Raw genomic sequence first — 18,624 nt, forward strand, 5'->3', positions numbered from 1 at the left:
TCTACCGCACTATAATTTCGGTAATAGAAAATAAAAACCTTTATAAATATGGAAAGTTAATAATTTTGTAAGAATGAATAAAATTATTATTTATTTAGAATTTTATTTTTATTATAATTAATTTAAATTAAGATTTAGAAAAGATGGTGAAGAAGTGTGCTAACAATAAAGAGAGTGCTTTGTGATAATAAAAAAAATCCGATAGGTATAGATTCAAAAGTTGTTAAAATGAGTTGGCAGCTTGAGTCGAGTAACCGAAATGTAAAACAATTTGCTTATCAACTGCAGGTTGCGAAGGATAGAGATTTTGAGATTATAATGTTTGATTCGCAAAAAGTAGAAACAGATCAAAGTATACATGTACCAGTCAATTCATTTTCATATAAAGCAGAGACGCGTTATTTTTACCGGGTAAAGGTATGGGATAATTACGGAGAAGAATCATCTTGGTCTAAAGTTGCATTTTGGGAGACTGGATTACAAGGGCAAGATAACTGGAGCGGAAATTGGATTGCTGCGAAAAAAGAGTGCACGCAAGTTATGTCCTTTAAAAAAAGCTTTTCTATTAAAAAATTAGTTAAAAAAGCACGTTTATATATTACTAGTTTAGGATTATACGAGGCTTCTATAAATGGAGAGCGTATTGGAGATTGTTATTTTACTCCCGGATGGACAAGTTATGATAAAAGGGTATTGTATCAAACATATGATATAAAGCATGTATTAAAGATTGGGCATAATGATATTTCTACTCTGTTAGGCAACGGCTGGTATAAAGGGCCGATTACTATGCATCATGTGAGTAATTATTACGGGAAAAGACGTGCAATAATTGCTCAATTACATATAACATATGAAGATGGAACGAAAGAAAAAATTGTAACGGATGAAACATGGAAGGTAACTTCAAGCCCAATTTTGTACTCAGAAATTTATGAAGGTGAAGTATACGATGCTAGACTAGAAGAAAGTGTGCAAGAGCTAGAAGATGTTGAAGTACTTGAGCATTCTAAACAAATAGTTGTTGCGCAAGAAAATAAATCAATTCGTAAAATGAAAATTATAAAACCAATTTCTATTTCAAAACTACCGAATCACGAATGGCTTATTGATATGGGACAAAATATGGTAGGTTGGGTTCAATTTATAGTCCGTCATGTTTATAGTGGTCAAAAGATAGAATTGCATCACGCTGAAATATTGGATAAAGACGGTAGTTTTTACGCTGGAAATCTCCGAAAGGCAAAACAAAAAATAGTGTATATAGCAAAAGGAGAGGAAGAGGAAACGTTTGAACCTCATTTTACATATCAAGGCTTTAGGTATGTGAAAATAAGTGGATTAACCCAGCCGCCTCAAAAAGCAGATTTTGAAGGGATTGTATTACATACAGATGTGGAAAAAGCGACTGAATTTGAAACGTCGAATCCATTAATCAATCAACTTCACCATAATGTGGAATGGTCTCAAAGAGGGAACTTTTTTGATGTGCCAACAGATTGTCCGCAGCGAGATGATCGACTCGGATGGACCGGAGATGCACAAATGTTCATTGGGACAGCTACGCAAATTATGAATGTACAATTGTTCTTTAAAAAGTGGCTCCAAGATTTATCATTAGATCAAAATGTTAATGGAGCTGTGCCTTTAGTTATTCCAGATGCTTTTGGGAAAAGAGAAGATTTTGATTTAGATACTTCTGGTGGTTGGGGCGATGCAGCAATTATATGTCCATGGGTTCATTATTTACATTACGGAGATGTATCGATTTTAAAAGAACAATATGACAGTATGAAGAAGTATATAGATTATATACGTTCACAAGGTGAAAATGAGTATTTATGGGATACAGGCTATCATTTAGGGGATTGGCTCGCATTAGATACGAAACCTGATGTATATGAAGGCGGAACAGACAAGCATTTTATTGCGACAGCTTATTATGCATATTCTACATCGCTTTTACGAAAGGTTGCTGAGATTTTAGGTGAAAATACAGATGCTAAGTTTTATGCGGAGCTACATGGAAATATTGTTCAAGCGTTTCAAAATGAATTCGTTACACCGAATGGTAGGTTAATTTCAAATACCCAAACAGCCCACATATTAGTACTACTTTTTGAACTAGTGAAAGATAATGTGAAGGAGAAAGTATTTAATCGCTTAATTGAGCTTTTAAAAGAAAATAAAAATCATTTAACAACAGGTTTTATAGGAACACCGTATTTAAATTTAATATTAAGCAAGTTTAACCGTCATGACCTTGCTTGTAAGCTTCTATTTCATGAAGATTATCCATCATGGTTATACCAAGTGAAACAAGGTGCCACAACGATTTGGGAACATTGGGATGGCGTGAAAGAGGATGGAACACTTTGGAATGATAGTATGAATTCGTACAATCATTACGCATATGGCTCTATCGTTGAATGGATATACCGATATATTATTGGATTAGAAGTGGATGCAACGAAACCTGCATATAAACATTTTTATATTCAGCCTCATTTTAATTCTAATTTAAACTGGGTTTGTATAAAGCGTGAAACAACATATGGAGAAATTAAAATTGATTGGCGTGTAGAACATGGACAAGCAGTATTAAACGTTGATGTGCCAACAAATACATCTGCCACATTACGAATAGTGGAAGATGATTGGAAGGCAAGTGATATGCCTGAAATGAAATTAGGTTCAGGCGCATATGAATTTAGATTTTGTAAGAACATACAGAAGTAGAATTTTGTTAAGTATAGAAATGTTTTTTTATAAATTTAGTTTGTTCAATCTGTTAGCATTAAATTTATGATAAAATCCATATAGACTAGAGATTTGAAAGAAGGTTTTTCTACATATGAAACATGCTGAAAATGAATACTTAAATTTATGCCGCCATGTAATGGAGCATGGTACGAAGAAAGAAGATCGTACAGGGACAGGCACTGTATCTGTATTTGGATATCAAATGCGTTTTGATCTAAGTAAAGGTTTTCCTTTATTAACGACAAAGAGAGTGCCATTTCGCCTTGTAGCGAGTGAACTGCTTTGGTTTATGAAAGGTGATACAAATATTCGCTATTTATTGCAGCATAATAATAACATTTGGAATGAATGGGCATTTAAGAGCTGGGTAGAAAGCGATGAGTATACTGGTCCTGATATGACCGATTTCGGTCTTCGCTCACAACAAGATGAGGACTTTAAAGTACAGTACGATGAGCAAATGGAATTGTTTAAAAAGAACGTTTTAGAAGATGATGACTTCTCAAATAAATTTGGTTATTTAGGAGATGTATACGGTAAACAGTGGCGTGCTTGGAAAACGACAGCTGGTGAGACGCTTGATCAATTAAAAGATGTAATTGAAATGATTAAAAAAACACCAGACTCACGTCGCCTAATTGTTTCTGCTTGGAACCCTGAAGATGTACCAAGTATGGCATTACCACCATGTCATACGTTATTCCAATTTTATGTAGCAGACGGTAAACTTTCTTGTCAGCTATATCAAAGAAGTGGTGACATATTCCTTGGAATTCCATTTAACATTGCAAGCTACTCGCTACTAACACATTTAATTGCAAATGAATGCGGACTTGAAGTAGGAGAATTTGTTCATACAATTGGAGATGCTCACATTTATACGAATCATTTTGAGCAAGTAGAAAAGCAATTGGCACGTGAACCACGTCCATTCCCGAAACTTACATTAAATCCAGATGTGAAATCTGTATTTGATTTTGAAATGGAAGATTTAACGATTGAAGGATATGATCCACACCCAGCAATTAAAGCACCGGTTGCAGTATAATTGTAGAGGAGATGAAAAGATGATTGTTTCATTTATGGTTGCAATGGACGAGAATAGAGTAATTGGTAAAGATAATAATTTACCTTGGCGTTTACCGAGTGAATTACAGTATGTAAAAAAAACAACGATGGGTCATTCGCTTATTATGGGAAGAAAAAACTATGAAGCGATTGGTAGACCACTGCCTGGAAGACGTAATATCATTGTAACTCGTAATGAAGGGTATCAAGTTGAAGGCTGTGAAGTAGCACATTCTGTAGAAGAAGTGTTTGAGCTATGCAAAAATGAAGAGGAAATTTTTATTTTTGGCGGAGCGCAAATTTATGATCTCTTTTTACCTTACGTAGACAAGTTATATATAACAAAAATCCATCATGCATTTGAAGGAGATACATTCTTCCCAGAAATCGATATGACAAATTGGAAAGAAGTTTTTGTAGAAAAAGGTTTAACAGATGAAAAAAATCCGTATACGTACTATTACCATGTATATGAGAAGCAACAATAATAATAAAGGTTGATGTGAAAATTCGCATCAATCTTTTTATTTGTATTCATCAATATAAGTTTATAGATGGTATTCGATAGTGCTATAATAAAAGGTAGCATGAAAAATGCTAAAATTTTCAAGAGTATTCATATAGAAAGAGGAGGAGAATCGATTGAGAAAGATATGGGGGATTCTTTTTCTTTGCTTAACATTCATGTTAGTTGGATGTGGTAAAGAAGAAAAACCACAAGAAGCATTTGATACATATGCAAAAGCATGGAATAAACAAAAATTTGCAGAAATGTATGATCAATTATCAGAAAAGGCAAAAAAAGATATTTCAAAGAAAGAATTCACTGAGAAATATGAAAAAATTTATTCTGGCATTGAAGTGAAAGATTTAAAAGTAGAAACAGGGGAAGTAAAAGAAGATAAAAAAGATGAAGGCCCTGTTCCTTTTAAAGTAAGTATGGATACAGTTGGCGGTAAAATCACTTTTGGTCATGAAGCAAAAATGGTGAAAGAAAAAGATGGAGATAAAGAATCTTGGAAAGTAGATTGGACTCCTGATTTTATATTCCCAGGTATGACGAAAGATAGTAAAGTGCGTATGCAAACGACGCAGCCGAAACGTGGAGAAATATATGACCGTAATGGTAAATATCTTGCAGTAAATGGTAAAGCCTCTGAAATCGGAATGATTCCTGAACAGTTAGGTGATGCTGCTCCGCAAACGAAAGAAACGGTAGCGAAGTTACTAAATATGTCTGTTGAAGAAATTGATCAAAAACTAGCAGCTAAATGGGTAAAACCAAATTACCTTGTACCAATGGGAATATTGCCTGAAGGAGCAACTCAAAATACGTACATAGATTTACCGGGTGTTGCAACAAAGCCAGTAAATGTTCGCTCATATCCATTAGGAGAAGAAGCAGCACATCTTACTGGCTATATTGGAAAAGTGAATGCTGAAGATTTGAAAACGCTACAAAAGAAAGGCTATCAAGCTGATGATCCAGTAGGTAAAGCTGGTTTAGAGCAAGTACTGGAAGAAAAGCTACGCGGTAAAAAAGGTGGTCGTGTCTTCGTAGAAGATGCACAAGGAAAAGAAATGAAAAATTTAGCAAAAACAGATGCTGTTGATGGAGAAAATGTAACTTTAACGATTGACAGTGCAGTTCAAAGCGAAATTTATAATGAAATGAAAAATGAAGTAGGGTCAAGTGCAGCCATTAATCCAAAGACTGGAGAAACACTTGCACTTGTGAGCACACCGGCTTATAACCCAAATACCCTTACAAGAGGGGCGTCAAAAGCGCAACGTGATGCGGTAAATAATGATCCAAAAAAACCGATGACGAATCGATTTACACAATTATCAGTGCCAGGATCTGTATTTAAGCCGATTACAGCTGCAATCGGTCTTGAAACGAAAACAATTGATCCAAAAGAAGAGTTGAAAATTGAAGGATTAAAATGGACAAAAGATTCTTCTTGGGGTAATTATTATGTAACACGTGTAAAAGATGCAAATCCGATTGATTTTGATAAGGCAATGAAATACTCGGATAATATTTATTTTGCACAAGAAGCTTTGAAAATCGGAAAAGATAAATTTATGAGTGAAGCGAAAAAGTTCGGATTCGATGAGAAACTACCAATTGAATATGGATTCCCCGCTTCTAAAATCGCAAATGATGGAATTAAAAATGATATTCAAATGGCAGACACAGGTTATGGACAAGGGCAAGTATTAATGACGCCACTCCATCTAGCATTAACGTACGCACCAATTGTTAATGATGGAAACATACCTTCTCCATATATTATTAAAACAGATAAGCAACCAAAAGTTTGGAAAGAGAATGTAATTTCAAAAGGCAATCAGGATATATTAAAAACTGCTATGACGAAAGTAATTAATGATCCAGATGGTACTGGAAAAATTGCTAAAATTGATGGAATGACTCTTGCTGGAAAAACAGGTACAGCGGAATTAAAAGTATCAAAAGAGGCCGAAGGAAAAGAACTAGGCTGGTTCGCTGCATTTGATTTAAATTCACCAGATATGGTCATTACGATGATGATTGAAGATGTAAAAGGTAGAGGCGGTAGTAACATTCCTGCTGAAAAAGTGAAACATGTTTTTCAAAAATAATATGTAATAAAAGGCTATCTCTATAATTTATAGAGATAGCCTTTTTGTATGAAATAATTCTTAATATCTTTATACCTAATTTTAAAGAAATAAAATAAATCATTAACTTACGAAAAAAAAGTAGCTATTTTTTATTGACATCACACATAACTTTTTGTATTATACTTACATAAGGTAAGTTATTTACTTTCAAATTATAAATCTCAAATTAAAGATAAAATGAATAAAAGGGAGAGAATACAATGACAAAAGTACTATTTATTACAGCAAATCCAAATTCAGCAGAAGGTTCTTTCGGAATGGCAGTAGGGGAAGCTTTCATCGAAACTTACAAAAACGAACATCCACAAGATGAAGTGGTAACAATTGATTTATTCAACACTACAGTACCAGCAATCGATGCAGATGTATTTGCTGCTTGGGGTAAATTTGCAGCAGGTGAAGGCTTTGAAACTTTAACTGAAGTTCAACAACAAAAAGTTGCAGCAATGAACACAAACTTAGAAACATTTATGCATGCAGATCGTTATGTATTCGTAACTCCAATGTGGAACTTTAGCTATCCACCAGTAGTAAAAGCATACTTAGATAACGTAGCAATCGCAGGTAAAACATTCAAATATACTGAAAATGGACCAGTTGGCTTATTAGAAGGCAAAAAAGCACTTCACATTCAAGCAACAGGTGGCGTTTATTCTGAAGGAGCATACGCATCTGTAGACTTCGGTCGCAATCACTTAAAAACAGTATTAGGATTCATCGGTGTAAATGAAACTGAATATATTGCAGTTGAAGGTATGAATGCAAATCCTGAAAAAGCACAAGAAATTAAAGAAGCAGCAATTGCTAATGCTCGTGAATTAGCAAAACGTTTCTAATATAGAATACTTAAAAATGTCCAAGCACTTGTTGTTTGGACATTTTTTCTTCTTTTTCCTTCGTTTGTCTAGTATAATGAAGGTCGGAATGATAATAGGTGGGGGTTCTGTATGATTCAAACGTTTTTTAAAATCTTTTATTTAATTTTAATTGTAATTGCGATTACACCGAGAATGTGGCGTCTGAAAAGACAAGTAAATACGATGTCACCACAAGAGAAAGATAATGTTGTGTATAAAACGACAAATTGGTTCGGTAAGAAAATGGTACGTGTAGCTGGAGGAACGGTAGAAGTAAAGGGACTTGAAAATGTTCCGAAAGACAAGCCGGTACTAGTTGTAAGTAATCACCAGAGTAATATGGATATCCCTGTTTTACTAGGTTACTTAAATAAACCAATTGGATTCGTTTCAAAAGCAGAGATTAAAAAGTTCCCAGTTGTACCAACATGGATGGAACTTATGAATTGTGTATTTATGAATCGTAATGATCGCCGTCAATCTCTTCAAGCGATTAAAGATGGAATTGAGCTGTTAAAGAATGGACATTCTATCGTGATCTTCCCAGAAGGGACGAGAAGTAAAGGTGGCGAAATTGGAGAGTTTAAGGCTGGGAGTTTTCACCTTGCAGTAAAATCTGGTGTAGCAATCTTACCTGTAACATTAGATGGGACATATAAGATGTTTGAAGCGAATGGAAACCGTATGAAACGAGCTCATGCAACAGTAACAATTTCTAAGCCGATTACACCTGAAGAGTATGCGAATATGGATATTAAAGAGTTAACGAAGCATACACAAGATGTTATCGCATCACAATTACATAAATAATAAAAAAGGTTTCAGCTTATATAAGCTGAAACCTTTTTTATTATGCTGTTGGTAAGACGTAAAAGAGTACGCAGAAAAACATCATCGCACTACCACCTAAAACGAAAAGATGCCAAATGGCATGGTTGAAAGGTAACTTTTCCCAAAGGAAGAATATAGCCCCTACAGAATATAAAATTCCGCCCGCTAACAGTAGTGAAAAACCGTGCCCAGTTAGATTTTCATAAAGTGGTTTAATAGCAACGATTATGAGCCATCCCATAATGATATAACATAATGTTGATGCTTTAATAAAGCGACGTACAAAGAAAATTTTGAAGATGATACCCCCGATTGCTAGTGTCCATATTATAGCGAGTAACGTCCAACCTAATGGTCCGCGAAGCGTAATCAGTAAAAAAGGGGTATATGTGCCAGCGATTAATAAATAAATGGCTGAGTGATCTAGTATAGTAAATAATTTTTCTACTTTTGGATGGTGAATGCTATGTAACAATGTCGAAAACAAGTACAGTAAAAACATGCTTACACCATAAACCGTAAATGCAACAACAGCAGATGCGGTACCATGCTTAGAGGCATGAATAATCAATATGATCAAGGCAGGGATGCTTAAAATGGCACCGATACCATGTGTGATTGCATTTGCAATTTCTTCTTTCACAAATTGCGTCATTCGTGTCATTTTTTCAGTCATAATGCAAATCCTTTCTACTATCATAAAGTGAAACTTTAATCAGTGGGGGGGTTATCCCCCACTGATTATTAGTTGAACCAATCGGGCTTTTACGGGCAGTTGAGCCCCCACGTAAATTCTTTGCTTGCACTGAATTTTGAGGTGGTGGTTCTTACTGCCCGTTAAAGCGGGATAAAATAATATGTCGTTTCCCTTACCATATCATACACAAGAGCAATAGAAAATGAAATTTGTATAATTGATTATATTTTTGAATTTTTTTGACAAAAGGCAATGGTTTTGTTGACGTTTTCAAACTTTTTTGACAAAATAAAATTATGCAATAGTAGGACAAGGAATCTACTAATAAAGGGGATGGAGAAATGTTTTCAAATATTGGCTTTCCAGGATTAATTTTAATTTTAGTAGCTGTACTTATTTTATTTGGGCCGAAAAAATTGCCGGAAATCGGAAAGGCTTTAGGGGAAACGTTAAAAGAATTCAAAAAATCAACGAAAGAATTGACTGATGATGCATTTCAAGAGAAGGAAAAGAAAGAAAAAATGTAATGAATTTTCTTCGAAATGGATAAATAAAGTGTGGTGAACGAGATGGAAGATCGGGAAATGAGTGTAGTAGAACATATAGTTGAGCTTCGCAAACGAGTAATATATACAGTGTTATCCTTTGTACTATTTTTAATTGTTGGGTTTACTTTTACGAAGGATATTTATTTTTGGCTTGTAAAAGATTTACCAATGAAATTAACTGTTCTCGGTCCAAGTGATGTATTGTGGATTTTTTTCTCGATTGCTACAGTATTTGCTATCGTTTGTACAATTCCTTTTGCTGCTATACAAATTTGGTTATTTGTAAAACCGGGTTTACATCCAAATGAACAAAAGATGACAGTAATGTATATACCGGTATTGTCTATATTATTTATTGCAGGTTTATGCTTTGGATATTTCGTTGTAATGCCGTTTTTATTTCATTTTTTAACTACGATAGGTAATGAAATGTTTAATACGATGTTTACGACAGAAAAGTATTTTCATTTTGTTCTTAATTTAACAGTTCCATTTGCTGTGATTTTTGAATTGCCTGTAGTAGTCATGTTTTTAACGAGTATTGGACTATTGACGGCGGAACTTCTAATTAAAATAAGAAGGTATGCTTACGTAGCATTGATTATCATTGCATCGTGTATATCACCGCCAGATTTTTTATCTCATAGTTTAGTTGCGGTACCGCTTATTTGTATTTATGAAATTAGTATTGCTTTATCAAAGATTGTTAGTAAGCGAAAAAAGAAAAGAGAAGAAGAAATGCAGTCGAAAAGTGCCTCGTTATAAAGGCACTTTTTTTATTTATTTGTTATACTCTAGCTATAAACGTATACAATATAGAGAAGAAAAAAATTATAGAATCTCCAAAATTTAGACAAACTTTGCGCTTTTATAAGTTTATACTGAATATATTAAGCAATATACGGATAACGAGTCCTCGTCTTATCAGAAATTTAGGATGGGGGATGGATTAGGTGGAGATGAATAGAGTATAAATCTTCTAACCATAAGGACTACAGAGATTGTCTAAGGATACTTTTGTATTCATAGGAGTCGCCACTTTAAACAACGTGTTACAGCGTAAAGTAGAAGAAGTTCAAAAATCCAATGAAAAAGAGGATTGATATTGTGATTACGAAAAGTTTTTATTTCACTCATTCAACAGGGGATTGTATTAAAATATTTGAAATCCCTGTCCTACAGGCACAGCATCCATTATCGTTTCTAATTCAGTCTCGTCTTCAATTATTTATTGCAAAAATTCAAAAACAAAAACACCCAAGATTTTCGTATTCTTTCCGTGAATATTTACAAAATTGTTTGAAGTGGAATGATTATTTAAATGTATATAAAACAAATACTCTTGAAAAAAATGCATGATATAGAGTGTGGACAGGGTTAGGAGCTCTGTCTTTTTCATTTTAGGTATACAAATATAATTAATTTGATTAAATTTCGTTCCAAATTGTTGAAAGCACAGGGAATGCTAGTATAATAACAAGGAGAGCGTATTGGAAAGGGAAGAATATAATATGCAAAAAATTAAAATTGTAACAGATTCAACGGCAGATTTATCACAAGAGGTAATTGAGAAGTATGACATTCATGTTCTACCATTATCAATTTCTGTAAATGGACAAACATATTTAGATCGCGTTGATCTACAACCGGATGAATTTATTGAAGAAATGATTAAATCAGAGGAACTACCAAAAACATCACAACCAGCAATGGGTACATTTGTAGAAATGTATGACAAGTTAGGGAAAGATGGAAGTGAAGTACTTTCCATTCATATGACAAGTGGAATGAGTGGTACTGTAGCAACTGCAAATAGTGCTGCATCAATGACCGACACAAAAGTGACAGTTGTTGATTCGCAATTTATTACACATGCTTTAGCATATCAAGTAGTTGAAGCTGCGAAAATGGCAAATGAAGGACGCTCACTAGAAGAAATTTTAAAACGTGTAGATGAAGTAAGAAAGAATACTCGTTTATATGTAGTAGTAGATACATTAGAAAACTTAGTGAAGGGTGGGCGCATCGGTAAAGGAAAAGCGTTTATCGGTTCGCTACTTAATATAAAGCCAATTGCTAGTCTTGAAGATGGTGTCTATAACCCTGTAACGAAAGTACGTAGCCAAGGTCAAATTGTAAAAACATTAGCTAAGTTATTTGAGGAAGATACAGCTGGAAAAGTTGTAAAAGCTGTTGCGATTCCACATGCGAAAGCAATTCCTTTAGCTGAAAATGTAAAAGCGGCTGTTGAAAAAGTGAGTGGATTTGCTCAATCAGAAATTTTCTTTACAACGCCTATTATTAGTACTCATACAGGTCCGGGTGCAATCGGATTTATGTATTTAGCAGAGTAATAAAAAAGCTACTTGAAATATATTTTCAAGTAGCTTTTTTATGCCTATTTTTGCGGGCAGTAAAACCCTCTACCTTAAAATTTAGTGAAAGCTAAGATGTTAGGTGGGATTCAGAAAGCCCGTAAAGGGCTAATAATCAATAGGGATGTAGCCCACATCATTTTATGTGAATAGAAAGTAAGAAATAAGAAGGGCTATACAGGCACTCCCGCTAATGATATAGCGATTCTGTAAATATTCATTCATAGAAAACACCCACTGATTACAGTTTCATTTTATGATTTTCTATAGTATATGTTGGATATAGAAAATAAGTAGTTACGTTATACGTGTAACGTTTCAACTTTTTCATTCACTTGCCTATCGTTTGTTACGCTATTATAAGTGAAAGTTTGGCCTAAAAAGAGTACATGCAGTTGTTCCCACGGTAACATACGTAAATTCCAATTATTTCGAAGCCTTGTTACTGCCTCGCGGGGTGTTTCATCGGCGAGGGCAAAAGCTCCGTAATGCATCGGTATAAAGTGTGTAGCGTTTAAATCTAAATAACCTTGCACTGCCTCTTCAGGTGAAACATGAGATACTTTCATAAACCACTCTGGTTCATAAGCTCCAATTGGCATAAGGGCAATATCAATTGAAAAGCGTCTGCCAATTTCTTTGAAGCCTTGGAAATAGCCACTGTCACCACAAAAATAAATGGTTTCTTTCGTTGGTTCATTATTAATAATCCAACCACCCCAGTGAGATGTATTCATATCAAATAATGATCTTCTCGTCCAGTGCTGAGCGGGTACGAAGTGAAAGGAAACATCATTAATGATTGTATTTTCCCACCAATTATACTCTTCTACATGAGTAAATTTTTTGCGAGTAAATAGTTTTTTCAATCCAATAGGTACAAGGTATAAAACATCATCATTTAGCTGGCGAATCGTTGAAAAGTCTAAATGGTCATAATGACCGTGCGAAATGAGGACAATATCAATTTTAGGTAGTTCTTGTATAGAAAGACCAGGTTCAGTAAGCCTTGGAACTAATTTTAATTTAGTAGCCCACACTGGATCTGTTAATATATTAAGCCCATTCGTTTGGATAAGGAATGTGGAATGACCAATCCAAGTTACAGTCGTCTTTTCAAAGTTGTTTTGTAGGAATTTACTTTGTTTGACAGGTGATTGTTCTACTAAAAAAGAAAAATCCTTTTTATTTTGTTTTCGTTCTTTTCGCCAACGTATAAAGGAACGAATTGATTTTTTTGTGCTCACATTATCCATGTTTTCATAACGTTTTGTCATGAACATCACCTCATTTAAAATCGTTGTAATTGTATTGTACCGAAATGTTGTTAAGGAATACAGTGTATAACATGGATGAATGTTTAAGGAATTGTTAAAAAATAGGGGGATTGGTTTACAAAAGTAACAATAAAATTAGTTTTGCAACTTCTATTTAGAGAAATAATAGTAAAAAAATATATTTTGTCTAGTAATTCGCTTGAAATAAAGAAGTTACATACGTAAATTCGTACGATTTCGTGAACAAATGTAGTAAACAATTTTCTCGTAGTGTTAACTTTTGTTATGATAAACATAACCTATTTAAATTTAGGATAGAGAAAAGAGGTTTATAAATGAAGCGTTATCAAAAAATAATTGGTCTTATGGTTGTATTTTGTCTCTTTGTACTTGCTGGATGTAGTGGATCAGGTTCAAAGCTTCGTAAACCATTGAATTGGGATTTAGAAACTTTCCAATTTACAAATCAAGATGGAAAGCCATTTGGTACAAAAGATTTAAAAGGAAAAGTTTGGGTTGCTGACTTTATGTTCACAAATTGCCAAACAGTTTGTCCACCAATGACTGCTAATATGGCAAAGCTGCAAAAGATGGCAAAAGAAGAGAAATTAGACGTTCAGTTTGTTTCGTTTAGTGTAGATCCAGACCTTGATAAGCCGGAGAACCTGAAGGCTTTCATTCAAAAGTTTACAGAGGATACTAGTAACTGGAATTTATTAACGGGTTATTCGTTAGAAGATATTACAAAGTTTTCAAAAGATAATTTCCAATCACTTGTAGATAAACCGGAAAATGGTCAAGTTATACACGGTACATCATTCTATTTAATTGATCAAAACGGAAAAGTAATGAAAAAGTATAGTGGTATTAGTAATACGCCGTATGAAGACATTATACGTGATATGAAGCGATTAGCGGATTAAAAAGAAGGGTGCAAATTAAAGCACCCTTCTTTTTTTTACATTAGTCTATGGATAAAATGTCATGCTGTTGTGGAAGTTTTGGTGCCCGAATTTCTAACACGCCGTTTTGATACGAAGCTTTCGCTGCTTTTTTATTAATTGAGTACGGTAATTTAATCAATCTTGTTGCTTCTGAAATGGAACGTTCTCGGCGATAATAGTTATGAGATGTTTCTTCTTCAGCCTCTTCAAGTATTTCTTCTTTTACAGAGACTTTTAAGTATTCACTTTGTATTTCAATTTGAATTTGTTCTTTTTGTATACCTGGTAGTTCAGCTGTAACAACGAGTTCTTCACCAACTTCATATAAATCAACAGGGAATGTTAATAAACGGTTTCCTTTTTGGAAAAAATGATTTAAATCAGCGATTACATTGCGAAGAGGTGTTTGCTCGAAGAAATCATCAATTTGCTTTAAATAATTGCGAACCGGTGGGCGAGAAGAGTCTTTTTTTTCTTCACTCATGGTATTCCCTCCTAGAAATCAATTTGCAATATCATATGACAAAAGCGGAGAAAGGTGATTGCCTAGTTTTCATGTTTTCATAAAAAAATGTTAAAAATGTGAAATGGAGTGATTTTTTTATAGTTTTTGGTCGCCATATTCAGTTGATTATGCTAGTATAAATAGGGTTGATATAGTAGTATAGAGACAGAATGAAAACTGAAAGAGGGTAAGAAGTATGTGTGGTTTTGTAGGATGTTTATGTGAAAACCCTAGAGAGTTTTCAGAAACAGAAAAACATCAATTTGAAAATATGAACACGATGATTTTCCACCGCGGTCCAGATGACGAAGGATATTTTCGTGATGAACATGTACAATTTGGCTTCCGCCGTTTAAGCATCATTGACTTAGAGGCAGGACATCAGCCGCTAACTTATGAAAATGATCGATATGTAATTATTTTTAATGGTGAAATTTACAACTATGTAGAATTACGTGAAATGTTACTTGAAAAAGGTGCAACGTTTGCAACGCAATCTGATACAGAAGTTATCATTGCATTGTATGCACATATGAAAGAAAAATGTGTAGACTATCTTCGTGGTATGTTTGCATTTATGATTTGGGATCGTGAAGAGAAGAAACTTTTCGGTGCACGTGACCACTTTGGTATTAAACCTTTATACATCGCACAACAAGGTGATACTACATTCTTCGCATCTGAGAAGAAAAGTATTATGCATGTGATGGAAGATAAAGGCGTTAATCCAACGTCACTACAACATTACTTTACGTACCAATATGGTCCAGAGCCAGAAACATTAACAATTGATGTTAATAAAATCGAGCCTGGTCATTATTTCGTAAAAGAAGTCGGTAAAGAGATGGAAATCCATCGCTACTGGAAACCTTATTTCAATGCTTCAAGCGCAACGAAAGAGGAGCATATCCAAGCAATTCGTGATGTGTTATATGATTCAGTAAAAGTGCATATGCGCAGTGATGTACCAGTAGGTTCATTCTTATCTGGTGGTATCGATTCATCTATTATCGCTTCTATCGCAAGAGAAATGAATCCAAATCTTTTAACATTCTCTATTGGTTTTGAACAACGTGGTTTCAGTGAAGTTGATGTTGCCAAAGAAACTGCTGAGAAATTAGGCGTTAAAAACCATAACGTATTCATTTCTGCGAAAGAGTTTATGGATGAGTTCCCAAAAATCATTTGGCATATGGATGATCCTTTAGCAGATCCAGCAGCTGTGCCATTGTACTTCGTTGCAAAAGAAGCACGTAAGCATGTAACAGTTGTTCTTTCAGGTGAAGGTGCAGACGAGCTATTTGGTGGTTATAACATTTATCGTGAGCCAAACTCACTAAAAATGTTCTCTTATATTCCTAGCCCAGGTAAGAGCGTTCTAAAAGCATTAAGTGGTGCTCTTAAAGAAGGCTTTAAAGGAAAGAGCTTCCTAGAGCGTGGATGTACGCCAATTGAAGAGCGTTACTATGGAAACGCGAAAATCTTCCGTGAAGAAGAGAAAGTTGAATTAATGAAGTATTACAATGAAAGTGTTAACTATATGGATATCACGAAACCATTGTATAACGAAATTAAAGATTATGATGATGTAAGCAAAATGCAGTACATTGACATGTTCACATGGTTACGCGGTGACATTTTATTAAAAGCTGATAAAATGACAATGGCAAACTCATTAGAACTTCGTGTACCGTTCTTAGATAAAGAAGTATTCGATGTTGCATCTAAAATTCCAACTGAATTTAAGATTGCTAACGGAACTACGAAAGCTATTTTACGTGAAGCAGCACGCGGAATCGTTCCAGATCACGTATTAGATCGTAAAAAACTTGGATTCCCAGTACCAATTCGTCACTGGTTAAAAGACGAAATGCATGATTGGGCTATCAATATTATAAACGAGAGTAAAACAGAGCATTTAATCGACAAACAGTATGTATTAAACTTACTGGAAGCACATTGTGCAGATAAAGGCGATTATAGCCGTAAAATTTGGACTGTACTTGCGTTTATGGTATGGCATCAAATTTATGTTGAGCATAAATACGATACGAATCAGTTCCACGAAGAAACGAAACGTGCGTATAGCTTAGTTTAATTAGAAAAACCTTAAGATCGCATATGGTCTTAAGGTTTTTTTCATAAATAGGACGTATTATTGATACAATAATAGTAAAAGGATGGACAACATATGATTACGTTTGAAAAAGTAACTGTAGAAAATGAAAACGTTGTTAAAGAAATGTTTCGCTCACATAGTTTAACTGAGAATCAAGTACAGTATTGTGTGAAAGTTGATGATACATATATCGGTGTAATAGACTATAGTGTACAAGAGGAGAGTGCGATTTTATCTCAGTTAATTATTCACTTTGATTATCAAAGTTACGGTTACGGGACAAATACGTATTTCACATTTGAAACGATGATGAAAGAAAGAAATGTGAAAGAGATAAAGGTATTACAAACGGAATTAACAGAACAAGCGAAATCTTTCATAGAGAGCTTTGGATTTAATGTGGAAGACGGAATATATGTGAAGAAAATATAACGATGAGTAGTTATGCGGGATAAATATAAGGCAGGTGGATGTATGACGATGACTTCTGGTCTTGTATTAATTGGAGGGTGTTTTTTAGTAGCAGAGCTAATCCATATGTTTATTCGGAAAAGAATGAATAAGAAGAGAAAACCGTATGAATTACAATATGCTCCAGTGTTTTTCCTTTTGTTTAGTATGCTTATTACATTACAAAACATAACGAACTTTCCGCCGCTTTTAAATATTTTTTTAAAGTTTGGTTTGCTGTATAGTAGCACTGGAATAGCCCTTTTATTTCTTTTATTTTGCATACGTTATATCCACTATCAATCGTATATATTTATTTTAAATTGGTTAATGCAAAATGATAGAAACCGCCTTACATAAGGCGGTTTTTTTATTTGTAATTGTAATGGTTTCGTATATAAAGCTCAAAATTTCATCAAAATTTATAAAAATGATTAGAGGAATTAACATATTATCTGTTATTGGTATGTGGTACTATATATTCTTAATCTATAACGTGAGTAGGTGTATACATTTGAAATGCTAATCAACTAGTTTATCTTAAGTGATGACAAATAGCAGAAGGGAATTTTTTAGGAGGTATCGTTTTTGTATGTTTAATATTGATCTTTTATTTCTTGAATGGGTGACAACTTTGGAGGGAAGTGTACTCACAACATTTTTAAAATTTGTATCTAGTATTGCAAATGAAACACTGTATTTAGTTATTATTTCGATTTTATATTGGTGCATTTCTAAAAGAAAAGCATTTCATATGATTGTTATGCTTAGTTTCTCTGGGTATGTAGGGATAGTGATAAAAGAATGTATGAAAATCCCGCGGCCGTATACATACGATGGAGTTCAAGCTTTATATGAAAAATCAGCCGCAGGTTATTCTTTTCCAAGTACACACGTCCAGTTAGCTGCAACGTTTTGGGGCTCATTCATGATTTTATGTAAAAAGAGAATCATTTGGATTGTTGGTATTGTTTTTATTATATTGGTTGCTACTTCTCGTTTATATTTACGTGTACATTGGATCAGTGATATAATGGGTGCCATTTTAATTAGTGTCATCGTTGTTTATTTATATACGAAAGTAACAGTGGGGTTAAGTGATAAGAGATTGATATTGTTACAACAAATTGTATTGGCCGTTTCACTTATAATGTATTTTATGACAGACCAAATAGATAATTTAAAATTACTTGGAGTTTTGACAGGTTCTACGATTGGTATCATGTTAGATAATTGCTTTATTAAAATGAATGAAAATAATAATTTTAAAATACAAATAGTAAAAACAGTATTAGGTCTTAGTTTCATGTTCATGATACAGCTCATATTAAAAAAAGTAATACCTGATATGTATTATTTACGTTATGTATTGACTGGAATTACAATTACTTTCATATGTCCGTTTATTTTTCATATGTTACGGTTAAAAAATGTGAGTAGCAAATAAGTAGTAGTTTGAATAAAAATAAGATCTAAATTATATATATTGAAAAAGTTTTCTGATATATCTATTGACAATG

General features: G+C 33.8%; 18 protein-coding genes. 15 read left to right on the forward strand and 3 right to left on the reverse strand.

What is annotated here, in order from left to right:
* The first annotated feature begins 156 nt into the window (after window positions 1-156).
* From FS742_RS03460 to FS742_RS03485, 6 genes are all read left to right on the forward strand, one after another.
* Entirely contained in the window at window positions 157-2,739 is a 2,583-nt protein-coding gene (locus FS742_RS03460; RefSeq protein WP_144611215.1) for an alpha-L-rhamnosidase, read from the forward strand.
* A gap of 115 nt (window positions 2,740-2,854) precedes the next feature.
* Window positions 2,855-3,811, forward strand: coding sequence for a thymidylate synthase (locus FS742_RS03465; RefSeq protein WP_144611216.1), 957 nt, complete (start codon window positions 2,855-2,857; stop codon window positions 3,809-3,811).
* 19 nt (window positions 3,812-3,830) lie between these two features.
* Window positions 3,831-4,319: a dihydrofolate reductase gene (locus FS742_RS03470; RefSeq protein ID WP_144611217.1), complete on the forward strand. Its 489-nt coding sequence runs from the start codon at window positions 3,831-3,833 to the stop codon at window positions 4,317-4,319.
* Window positions 4,320-4,473: 154 nt separating this feature from the next.
* Entirely contained in the window at window positions 4,474-6,459 is a 1,986-nt protein-coding gene (gene pbpC / locus FS742_RS03475; RefSeq protein ID WP_087956317.1) for a penicillin-binding protein 3, read from the forward strand.
* Window positions 6,460-6,701: 242 nt separating this feature from the next.
* A complete protein-coding gene (locus tag FS742_RS03480; protein ID WP_144611218.1) occupies window positions 6,702-7,337 on the forward strand; it encodes an FMN-dependent NADH-azoreductase in 636 nt (211 codons plus the stop codon).
* 111 nt (window positions 7,338-7,448) lie between these two features.
* A complete protein-coding gene (locus FS742_RS03485) occupies window positions 7,449-8,168 on the forward strand; it encodes a lysophospholipid acyltransferase family protein (protein WP_098259051.1) in 720 nt (239 codons plus the stop codon).
* Between the two features lie 40 nt (window positions 8,169-8,208).
* Here the strand turns inward: FS742_RS03485 and trhA are convergent, their stop codons facing one another.
* Window positions 8,209-8,865 (reverse strand): PAQR family membrane homeostasis protein TrhA, encoded by a 657-nt coding sequence (gene trhA, locus FS742_RS03490; protein WP_000136894.1) that lies wholly within the window; start codon window positions 8,863-8,865, stop codon window positions 8,209-8,211.
* Window positions 8,866-9,227: 362 nt separating this feature from the next.
* Between trhA and FS742_RS03495 the strand changes: the two genes are divergently transcribed.
* From FS742_RS03495 to FS742_RS03510, 4 genes are all read left to right on the forward strand, one after another.
* On the forward strand, window positions 9,228-9,413 hold the full coding sequence (locus FS742_RS03495; protein WP_000492443.1) for a twin-arginine translocase TatA/TatE family subunit: 186 nt from the start codon (window positions 9,228-9,230) through the stop codon (window positions 9,411-9,413).
* Between the two features lie 42 nt (window positions 9,414-9,455).
* Window positions 9,456-10,199 carry a twin-arginine translocase subunit TatC gene (tatC, locus tag FS742_RS03500; protein ID WP_144611219.1) on the forward strand — a complete coding sequence of 248 codons (744 nt, stop codon included), beginning with the start codon at window positions 9,456-9,458 and terminating at the stop codon, window positions 10,197-10,199.
* A gap of 342 nt (window positions 10,200-10,541) precedes the next feature.
* Entirely contained in the window at window positions 10,542-10,793 is a 252-nt protein-coding gene (locus tag FS742_RS03505) for a DUF2535 family protein (protein WP_000629012.1), read from the forward strand.
* 152 nt (window positions 10,794-10,945) lie between these two features.
* The gene (locus FS742_RS03510) at window positions 10,946-11,788 is read left to right on the forward strand and encodes a DegV family protein (protein ID WP_144611220.1); all 843 of its coding nucleotides are present in this window, start codon (window positions 10,946-10,948) and stop codon (window positions 11,786-11,788) included.
* Window positions 11,789-12,111: 323 nt separating this feature from the next.
* Here FS742_RS03510 and FS742_RS03515 read toward each other — a convergent pair whose 3' ends face one another.
* On the reverse strand, window positions 12,112-13,086 hold the full coding sequence (locus FS742_RS03515; RefSeq protein WP_144611221.1) for an MBL fold metallo-hydrolase: 975 nt from the start codon (window positions 13,084-13,086) through the stop codon (window positions 12,112-12,114).
* 335 nt (window positions 13,087-13,421) lie between these two features.
* Between FS742_RS03515 and FS742_RS03520 the strand changes: the two genes are divergently transcribed.
* The gene (locus FS742_RS03520) at window positions 13,422-14,009 is read left to right on the forward strand and encodes an SCO family protein (RefSeq protein WP_048528837.1); all 588 of its coding nucleotides are present in this window, start codon (window positions 13,422-13,424) and stop codon (window positions 14,007-14,009) included.
* Window positions 14,010-14,049: 40 nt separating this feature from the next.
* On the opposite strand, the gene FS742_RS03525 is transcribed toward FS742_RS03520, so the two are convergent.
* Entirely contained in the window at window positions 14,050-14,514 is a 465-nt protein-coding gene (locus FS742_RS03525) for an Hsp20/alpha crystallin family protein (protein WP_144611222.1), read from the reverse strand.
* 217 nt (window positions 14,515-14,731) lie between these two features.
* Here FS742_RS03525 and asnB point away from each other — a divergent pair, with 217 nt between their 5' ends.
* The 4 genes from asnB (at window position 14,732) to FS742_RS03545 (ending at window position 18,551) form a co-directional block, all read left to right on the forward strand.
* Complete coding sequence (gene asnB / locus FS742_RS03530) at window positions 14,732-16,633, forward strand: asparagine synthase (glutamine-hydrolyzing) (RefSeq protein WP_144611223.1); 1,902 nt, start codon at window positions 14,732-14,734, stop codon at window positions 16,631-16,633.
* A 93-nt stretch (window positions 16,634-16,726) separates the two neighbouring features.
* The gene (locus FS742_RS03535; RefSeq protein ID WP_144611224.1) at window positions 16,727-17,086 is read left to right on the forward strand and encodes a GNAT family N-acetyltransferase; all 360 of its coding nucleotides are present in this window, start codon (window positions 16,727-16,729) and stop codon (window positions 17,084-17,086) included.
* Between the two features lie 48 nt (window positions 17,087-17,134).
* Window positions 17,135-17,464 carry a hypothetical protein gene (locus tag FS742_RS03540; RefSeq protein ID WP_144612053.1) on the forward strand — a complete coding sequence of 110 codons (330 nt, stop codon included), beginning with the start codon at window positions 17,135-17,137 and terminating at the stop codon, window positions 17,462-17,464.
* Between the two features lie 232 nt (window positions 17,465-17,696).
* Entirely contained in the window at window positions 17,697-18,551 is an 855-nt protein-coding gene (locus FS742_RS03545; protein WP_144611225.1) for a phosphatase PAP2 family protein, read from the forward strand.
* Window positions 18,552-18,624 lie beyond the last annotated feature (73 nt).

The sequence above is a fragment of the Bacillus cereus genome, from assembly GCF_007678085.1.
GTDB classification, from domain to species: Bacteria; Bacillota; Bacilli; order Bacillales; family Bacillaceae_G; genus Bacillus_A; species Bacillus_A cereus_BE.